A 7,585-nucleotide genomic window follows, 5' to 3' on the forward strand; every position below is an offset into this window, starting at 1 on the left:
ACCTTCGCCTTCGCCTTCACCTTCGCCTTCACCTTCGCCTTCGCCTTCACCTTCGCCTTCGCCTTCGCCTTCGCCTTCGCCTTCACCCTCGCCCTCACCCTCGCCCTCACCCTCGCCCTCGCCTTCACCTTCACCCTCGCCCTCGCCTTCACCTTCACCCTCGCCCTCGCCTTCGCCTTCGCCTTCGCACGGAGGAGCTTCAGGACCATAGATCAGCTGGAGGCCCCTTGCCACGACGGGATGATTGGCGGCAAATTCGCTTACTGCCCCGTCATTCAGGTAGTTCATGGCCGACAGAAACGCCGCGCCTTTGTTGAGCGGCCAGACATGGTTCTGCACCCATTTCCCCTGGGTGCGCAACGCCGTCTCTCCCTCCTCATTCTCACCCATCATGATGGCAATGCGCGGGTCAGTCAGATCGTCATGAAAGCTGTCAAGGAATCCAAAGACCGGGTCCCAGACTTCCGGCTGTTCCAAGAGCAGCCTTCTCATTTCTTGGAGTGAGGCAGCGGCCGGTTCGCCGCCGAGGCCCAGAGCCAGTTCGATGGAATACGGAGTAACGGTTCCCGTAAAGGTCGCAGTCGTGGACACCGCCGCGGCGGGCAGACCTTGCGCCAGATAGCTGGTGTTGGGCAATTCACACGCATCCGGCAGGATGGTGGCGTTCAGTTCGGCGCACAAGGTCCCGAAGACGTCCGCTGCGTTGCCGCGCCAATCCACGGGGCTGCGATCCGGCCCGGCGCTCTGACCCAGATACACGGCGCTCAGGAAAGTATAGGTGAACCACGAGCCCGGATACGTGACGACGAGGCCGTCGCGCTCTTCGCGGGTCATCGCATACCATGCTTCATCCGCAAGGCACTCTTCCGCAACGCCCGCATAGAGAATCGCCCCCAGGGCCCCCTCATCGGTCCAGTAGTCAATCAGCAGCGGCAAATCGTCTTCATTACTGGCCCAATAGCCGCCGAAAGCCGCCGGTGCCGCGAACCCTTCGTCCGGCTCTGGCTTCCACGACAGGTAGAACTGCCGCGTTCCGGCATCAATAATAGCGGGCCAGTTCACCCGCGCCAGTATGTTCGTCACGCGTTCGCCGACCTCCGGGCAGGCAGCTTCCAGTCCCCCCGCGCAGGCACACGCGCCCATCAGGAAAAGAAACGTGTCGATGGTGCTCGCTTCAACGGCGTTGATATCACCTGGATCAAGCTTGCGCGTCCCGGTAAGCGGCCCTTCCAGTCCCGCCGGGTCAATACCCCCGAAGCGATACATGAGGCCGGCCGCGTTCCCGAGCATACCCGTCGGCTCATTGCCGAACAAGTCGTCGTTATCCACAAAGCGCAACACGCGCAGCGCCGCCTCACATGCGGCATCCGTGCCGATCCAGCCTTCTTCCATCGCGGCCGGCAACGACGCGAGGAGCCAGCCGGTTGCGCCCCAGTGGATCAGGTCGCGGAACAGCGTACGGTCCAGGACCGCGCCGGTCTTGGTGTCACGCAGACGCAGCATGGACTCGAAATCACGCCGCGCGATTTCGCGCAGCATGGCGTCATCGTTCATCGCTGCAACGGAAGCGGCGTCCGCCGGAGCGGGCGGGTCGGTATCCACGAAGCCAACGAATTTGACCTTGAAGCTGCCTGCGGGAGGATTGATAACTCCATCAATTACGTGACGCTCCTCCACAATAAGGTTCACGAACTTGACCTGCTCGAGGTCGACCTGGTCTGCAAATGCCGCGAGCGGCACGTCAACCACCACGTCCGGCGACAGGACATTGTCCACATTTGCGCGCACGAAACCGGTAGCCCACTCTCCGTCCTGCAACTCAATCTTGACCGTGAGTGCCGTAGCGGCGTCCACTTCGCCCAGGACTATGCGCAGCAGCTCCAACACCACCGCAGGTCCCGCGGTAGCCATCACGTTTTGCGTATTGAACGTGGCGTCTTGCTGCAGCGGAATCTCAGGCCCCTGGCTCCCGTCCGCATTGACCGTTTGAATCGAGGGCCGGCCGAACGTGAAATAGGAGCCGCAGAACTCGTCTTCGTCGGCATCGTGAAACGCATAGGCAAACTGCAGCGACCCAAGGGTATCCAGGCCAGATCCGTCAAAAACAGGCTCAAGCGCCGCCTGACTCGTATCAGGACGTTTGTTGATCACGCCAAGCGTGCCGTACCGGCCATCGCCTGCGTGCCGTGGCCACGCATTCGTATAACGCGGATCCAGGACAGGATAGAGAACCGCGGAAGGAGGCTCCCCTTCCCCGGCGTCCGGCGGGAATGCCTCCGTAACGGTTTTTGAAACGCCCACAACGGCTTCTGCTGGAACCGCGCCGGGATTATCCGGCGGCGGAGTCGCAGAAGGACTGGTTTCTGAGCGTGAGAACTGCCAGCCCCGTGCAGGCAGCGCCTGGACGGATACAACGCCGTCCTGCGTCCGCTCCAGCAGGACGGTGTTGGAGCTGGGCGTCGCCCATGGCGCACCCGCAGCCTGCGGCGAAATCAACAATGCCAATAGAAGCAGGAGCTCGTTCTGGCGAAACATGCGCTTAATGTCCTTCTCTCGGATGCTGTCTTGCCACCCGGCGCGGTTGGCGGGGTTCCACCAACGCGACTGCGGCACTCCTCATTACCCGGGAAAAGCCGAACCTGCGGCTTGTGGTCATTTCTATCCTCGCGCAAGGCCCCTCTATGGCCAGAAAAAGTTGAGGCGCGCCACAGTCTCGTCCACGAGCAATTGTCCACCTTCCGGCCCGACGACAAAGTGGTCCGCGCTGTATCCGCCTCCGGAGATCGCCTCGGCGGTCGGCAAGTAGCCGCTCGACGAATCGCAGAGTTGCACAAGAAATGTCAACACGGGCTTGCTGCGCGCCTGAATGCGGAACCCGTAATCGAGAAACAATTCAAACGGGTTCGTGGCCATGCCTACGTCGCCTATGCGGAGCACGTGAAACCGCATGGGGTGAACGGAGTCGGCTTCATAGAACGGCAGGCGCGCCGGTTCAACCTCTGGCAAGTCCAGGGCAATGACATCGTGCCGCAGACATATGGCGGCCTTCGCATCCGCAACCGCCGCGGGCAGCACCGCGTCCACGGCGTCGGCGATGCGGCGCGCGAGTTCCTGCCTGCGCGACAGCCCCCGCCGCTGGAGCATAATCTCTTCCGCGGCCTTGCGGAACATGGGATGGGGCGAGACGTCGCCCGCGGCGGCACACTGCGGAAGAATGAAAAGCCCTTCGCCATGACGGCGGCTGATTTCCTGGCGCACGTCGTGCCAGAAATCGGCGGATACCTGAGAGAGGCCTTCGGTTTCCTGAGACGGGCACGCGATGTTGATGACCATCCCGGCCAGCGTCTGGTCCGGACGCCAGAAGAACAGCAGTTCGACGCCGGGGTCCGTGCTGCCTTCAAAACTCTTGAAGTCGCCGCGCCGCGTATCGCCGTACATCAGCGCGGCGCCATCCGAGTACTGGGCGCGCCGATTGATGCCGAGGGCGGCGCTGCCCAGCGCCCAGTTCATGCTTGCAGGCGCGCGGTTTTCCCAAGCCGCGGCCACGGCGTTCGCGGTCTGTTCCACGAAAAACGCGCCGTACTCGGATGCCGTCATGACACCCGGGTCGTTGCTCACGTCATACAGTCCTTTATACCTGCTGTCCTCCAACCCCGGCGCAGTGTGCGTGTGCGTGGCGTTCACGACCAGTTTGCGCGGGTCGAAACCGGGCAGGCGCCCGGCGACTGCCTCGCGCAACCGGTCCACCGTGCCCCCGCACACACCGACCAGGTCGCAGGAAACCAGGATGGCCTGCTCGGTCTGCCCGTCCGGCCCGCGCGTTTCCAGCGCGAGCGCCGTGACCGTAAGCGGGTCCAGCACGCCCGTCGAGATGCGTTTGTGCAGTTGGCCCACGAGCGCCACGGGCTTCGGCGGCGTGATGTCCATTGAGGCCCACCCCGCGAAGAGCGGGTCTTCACGCGTAACCTTCGCCGCCAGAGCGGCCGACGTTTCCTGGAACCATTTGCCGCACGCGGCGACCTGCGGCGCGTTATTCTCCGGGTCTGATTCGTATTCGATACCTAACAGAAGCGGCTTCAGCCGCAATTCTTCGAGCACTTCCAGCACTGTCCCGATTTCGCCCACACCCTGGCCCCAAGGCACGTCACGGGCGTCCGGCGCAGCCTTGTCCAAGTCCTTGAGATGCAACGCCAGCAACCGGCGGTCCAGCAGCCGCACGGCGTCCGCGGGCCTGACGCCGGAACGCAGCCAGTGCCCCGTGTCGCCGCAGGCGCCGATACGCGCCCCGCGTCCTTCGCACGCGCGCAGCACGGCTTCCGGATTCCAATAACGGGAACTGCCTTCAGGATGGTTGTGAATGGCGAGGCTGATCGAAAACTCGTTGCAGCATTTTTCGATTTGGTCCAGCGCCTCGGGCAGCGGCTCCGAAACGAGAAACTCGACACCGAGCCTCTGCGCGAATTCAAACACGCGCCTGCAATCCGTCTCGCCGGCCGGGATGTTGTGCAGGTAGATGCTGACCAGCCGCACCTTCGCGGCCTCAAGCTTCGCACGGATTTGCTGGATGGACTCGTCCGTCAGGTTCGCGTCGAACAGCACTTCGGCATCGGGCCAGACACGCTGGCCTTCAAACGCCTCGATGCAGTCCATGCCCAGCGTGGCCGTCTTGTCCACCGCCTCGAAGAAGCTGAACCGGTTGAAACTCCACGCAGCCGGGCCGACGCGCCAGCCGAACGGCGTTTGCGCATCGGCGCGGTAGCTCGCGCCCAGAAGGCCAAGCACGGCCAGGAGCAGGGCATAGGTCCGTGTGCGGCTCATGTCAGTCTCCATCCGTTGTGCAGGGGACGCTGCAACATGGCATTGGCCTCGTCGTTCTCGAAGAATCGGCCAGCCTTCGGGTCCCACCGGAGTTTCTGGTTCAGACGCGCAGCGATATCGGCCAGCATGCCGAGGACCGACGCCTTGTCCGCCGCGTCAACGTCGGAGACGGGGTCCTTGCGGGCGCGGATACACGCGAGCAGGTTGCCGCCGTGGTTGGTCGAGTCCGTGAGCCGCGAATCGGAGTCCTTGAACGGGACGGTCAGCAGGGTTTCGGGCTCGGCCCAGATGCCCGACCGGTCCACGTGGACCCAGCCCTCGTCTCCGATGAAACGGCAGCCGCTCTTCTGTTGTTCGCAGTCCTTGAAGACCATGCGGAGGCCCGACGCATAGGTGAACGTCGCGGCCCACGTGTCGACGTTGTCCGTGAAACCCTCGTTCCGGTACGTCGCGGAGCATTCCAGTTCAAACGGCGCATCGCCGATCTCGGGGCAGCCCCAGTTTGCGATGTCGAGATGGTGGACGCCCCAGTTGCAGATAAAGCCGGAACAGTAATCCCAAATCAGGTACCAATCGGGCCACGCAACACGCCCGGGATTGTAAGGCTTCGCGGGCGCCGGGCCGCGCCACATTTCCCAGTCGAATCCTTCGGGCACGGGTTGCGGGTCTAGCGTCCCTGTGTATTTGGGCCGGTAGCCGGGGCCTTCGGTGGCCACTTCCACCGTGTGGATCCTGCCGACATACCCGTTGCGCGCAAGCGTGCAGGCGCGCTGGAACGGTTCAAGCGAACGCTGCCAGGTGCCCGTTTGAAACACGCGCCTGGTTTCGCGAACAACTTCCCGCACCCGGCGCGACTCCTGGACCGACACGCCGAGCGGCTTCTCGCAATACATGTCCTTGCCGGCGCGCGCGGCCGCCGTCGCAATCAGGGCGTGCCAATGGTCCTGCACCGCGATCATAACGGCGTCGATGTCCTCGCGGGCGAGCACGTCGCGCCAGTCCGCGTACATGGCGCAACCCGTGTCCTCGTACTTCGAGTCAACAATCTGCTTGGCTTCTTCCCGGCGATCGGCATACGCGTCGCATACCGCAACGACCCGGCAATCGGGCAGGCCGAGAAACGAGTTCATGTTCGTCTTGCCCATGCTCCCGACGCCAATACAACCGACCGTAATCTTCTCGCTGGGTGCGACGGCTCCCTCCGCGCCCAACGCGGACGCGGGGATAATGTGCGGCAGCACCGCCACGGCCCCCGCGGCGCTGCGACACAAGAACTGACGGCGATTCATGCTCATGATGGTTCGTCTCCCGTTTGTCTCCGCGGCTCCGTTTTTCCGAACCGCACCCGATAGGCCGCTCCCCCCTTGAGTCCCGACTCGCGCCCGGTTTTCGCGGCCCGCTCCCGGTCCCGAAACGCCGGACCGCGGCACAAGCCTGAGGGCGCACCTGTCATATTGCCGCATTCGCCGGTCAAGAAGCGGCCAACATCCATGCCAGGGGCCATTCGCCCCGCGGCTGCATCCGGAAGGGCTCCGACGTCCATGGCCCCCATGAGCACGTTGCCTCCGTCGGGACTACAATCCAGGCAAGACGGCTTCACGGGGTTCAAGGTCCCGAGACCGTTCTCCGGTGTGACCATGCGGCATCAACGCGGCTCAAGCGTCAAATGCACTCTGTGCCGTGCCGCCACGGTCAGCGCACGCGGCCACGTTCGGACTCTCTATCGTTTCGGGCCCGGTGTCTGCGCGCAGCCGGAATCAACGCTCGCTCCTCCGGTTGCGGCCGCCTGCTCGCGGCGGATTCTCCGCGCACCCAATGCACAGTAGCACAAGGCCCCTGCTCCTGCAATCCCGGCGGAAAGCGTATTGCTTTGCGCTCCCAAGCGCTGCACCGGGCGCCAATCCACTCGGGAACGGGCCGCGCGCCCCGGCAGCCACGGCGCTTTACTTCCGTTTCCAATGGCCCATCGCCGGGTTCAATATGCGCCGTACTCGGAATAAGCCTCAAACAGCGCTTCAACGTTGTCCAGGGGCGTGTCCGCCTGGATGTTGTGAGCGGTACACAAGACGTATCCGCCGCCGCCGGCCAGGCTCCCGATACGTTCGCGCACCTCTTCGCGCACGTCTTCCGCGCTTCCGTAGGGGAGCGTCTTCTGAATGGAAATGCCGCCATGGAACGCAATGTCGCGGCCGAAGTCCGCCTTCAGGCGCGCGTAGTCCATGCCTTGCACACCCGGCTGTAACGGATTCAGGATGTCCAGACCGCACTCAATGAAGTCCGGGATGAGGCTCGCGATGCTGCCGCAGGTATGATGCGCGACTTTGCAGCCAAACTCGTGGCCAATATCGATGAACCGCCGGAATCCTTCCCGGAGCATATCACGCCATATGTCATTAGGCATGAAGGTGTTGTGCTGCGTGCCGAAATCGTCTCCCGTAAAAAGGATGTCTATGTTGCCTTCGCCCGCTTCCAGAGTGCGGCGCAGGTACTCGCAGTAGAACTCCGCGATGCGCCGGAATATCGCCTTCGCCATGTCCCGGTTCAGGTACAGATCCACGAGTATCTGGTCCACGCCCCGGAGGTACATCGCCGGTTTGAGCTGCGCGCAGCGATTCAGGCGGTCGCCCATGAAAACGGCGGCTTTCCCCAGTTCGCGCGCGCGGCGCGCCTGCTCCCGCACGGGTCCGTAGTCAAACCACTCGACGCTGGGCCAGTTCGGGTAATGCTCGATTTCTTCGACGGATGTCGCGTCGCCCAGCGGAAACGC

4 protein-coding genes are annotated in these 7,585 nt (G+C 63.5%); all 4 read right to left on the bottom strand.

Annotation, left to right across the window (positions count from 1 at the left end; genetic code table 11):
• On the bottom strand, window positions 1-2,301 hold a 2,301-nt coding region (locus KA184_22070; protein MBP8132276.1), incomplete at its 3' end, for a hypothetical protein.
• A 378-nt stretch (window positions 2,302-2,679) separates the two neighbouring features.
• Entirely contained in the window at window positions 2,680-4,818 is a 2,139-nt protein-coding gene (locus KA184_22075; protein MBP8132277.1) for a sugar phosphate isomerase/epimerase, read from the bottom strand.
• The gene (locus KA184_22080; GenBank protein ID MBP8132278.1) at window positions 4,815-6,113 is read right to left on the bottom strand and encodes a Gfo/Idh/MocA family oxidoreductase; all 1,299 of its coding nucleotides are present in this window, start codon (window positions 6,111-6,113) and stop codon (window positions 4,815-4,817) included. Before KA184_22080 ends, KA184_22075 begins: the two co-directional genes overlap by 4 nt.
• A gap of 680 nt (window positions 6,114-6,793) precedes the next feature.
• A partial coding sequence (locus KA184_22085; protein ID MBP8132279.1) for a hypothetical protein occupies window positions 6,794-7,585 on the bottom strand: 792 nt, incomplete at its 5' end.

The sequence above is a fragment of the Candidatus Hydrogenedentota bacterium genome (assembly GCA_018005585.1).
Classification (GTDB): domain Bacteria; phylum Hydrogenedentota; class Hydrogenedentia; order Hydrogenedentales; family JAGMZX01; genus JAGMZX01.

Bases quoted from the DNA above. Each gene is read 5' to 3' on its own strand.
- KA184_22075 (MBP8132277.1), bottom strand. From the start codon at position 4,818: ATGAGCCGCACACGGACCTATGCCCTGCTCCTGGCCGTGCTTGGCCTT.
- KA184_22080 (MBP8132278.1), bottom strand. From the start codon at position 6,113: ATGAGCATGAATCGCCGTCAGTTCTTGTGTCGCAGCGCCGCGGGGGCC.